Origin of the sequence: Methylomonas rivi (genome assembly GCF_024505165.1) — a bacterium.
Classification (GTDB): domain Bacteria; phylum Pseudomonadota; class Gammaproteobacteria; order Methylococcales; family Methylomonadaceae; genus Methylomonas; species Methylomonas rivi.
This window is the reverse complement of record NZ_JANIBK010000349.1, coordinates 1-824: the sequence shown is the minus strand read 5'-3', so window position 1 is coordinate 824 and position 824 is coordinate 1. Positions and strand designations below refer to the sequence as shown.

1 protein-coding gene is annotated in these 824 nt (G+C 62.6%); it reads right to left on the bottom strand.

What is annotated here, in order from left to right; genetic code table 11:
- Positions 1-126: 126 nt before the first annotated feature.
- Positions 127-824 (bottom strand): GspE/PulE family protein (locus tag NP596_RS21660; RefSeq protein ID WP_256617447.1); only part of this gene is annotated, 698 nt, incomplete at its 5' end.

The following is an 824-nucleotide window of genomic DNA, read 5'->3' as shown; positions in this document are numbered from 1 at the left end:
CCGCGCGCCACCAGCCGCGCCAGGCCTTCGTCGAACCACAGGGTTTCGAACAAGCCCAGCCGGCCGCTAAAACCGCTGCCCTGGCAGCGAACACAGCCGCCCGCTTCGTAAATATCCAGCATCTCCTCATGCGCGCCCAATTCCGCCAGCTCCGCGCCGCTGGGCGATCACCGCCACCACCGTGGAACCGATCAAGAACGGCTCGCAGCCGATGTCGATCAGCCGGGTCACTGCGCTGACCGCATTGTTGGTGTGCAGCGTGGAGAACACCAAATGCCCGGTCATCGCCGCCTTGACCGCCACATCGGCGGTTTCGTGGTCGCGAATCTCCCCCACCATCAACACGTCCGGATCGTGGCGCAAAAACGACCGCAAGGCCTCGGCAAAGCTGATTTTCGGCCCGGTTTGCACCTGCGACACCCCGTCCATGGTGTACTCGATGGGGTTTTCCACCGTCATGATATTGATGTCCGGGCGGTTGATTTCCTGCAAGGCGGCAAACAAGGTGGTCGACTTGCCGCTGCCGGTCGGCCCGGTCAGCAGCACCATGCCGTAAGGCCGGTGAATCACTTTGCGAAACCGCCGCAAATCCTCGTCCATCATGCCCAGATCGCTCAAGGTCAAACCAAAGGCTTCCTGTCCCAACAAACGCAGGGTGATGCGTTCGCCCAGCCGGGTCGGCGCCGTTGCTACCCGGATATTGAAGCCCTTTTCGATAGGCCGCGCCAATTGATAGGAAAAACCGCCGTCCTGCGGCATGCGCTGCTCGGCGATGTCCAGCCCGGCCAGCACCTTGACCCGCGAAATCAAGGCCGCCGCCACGG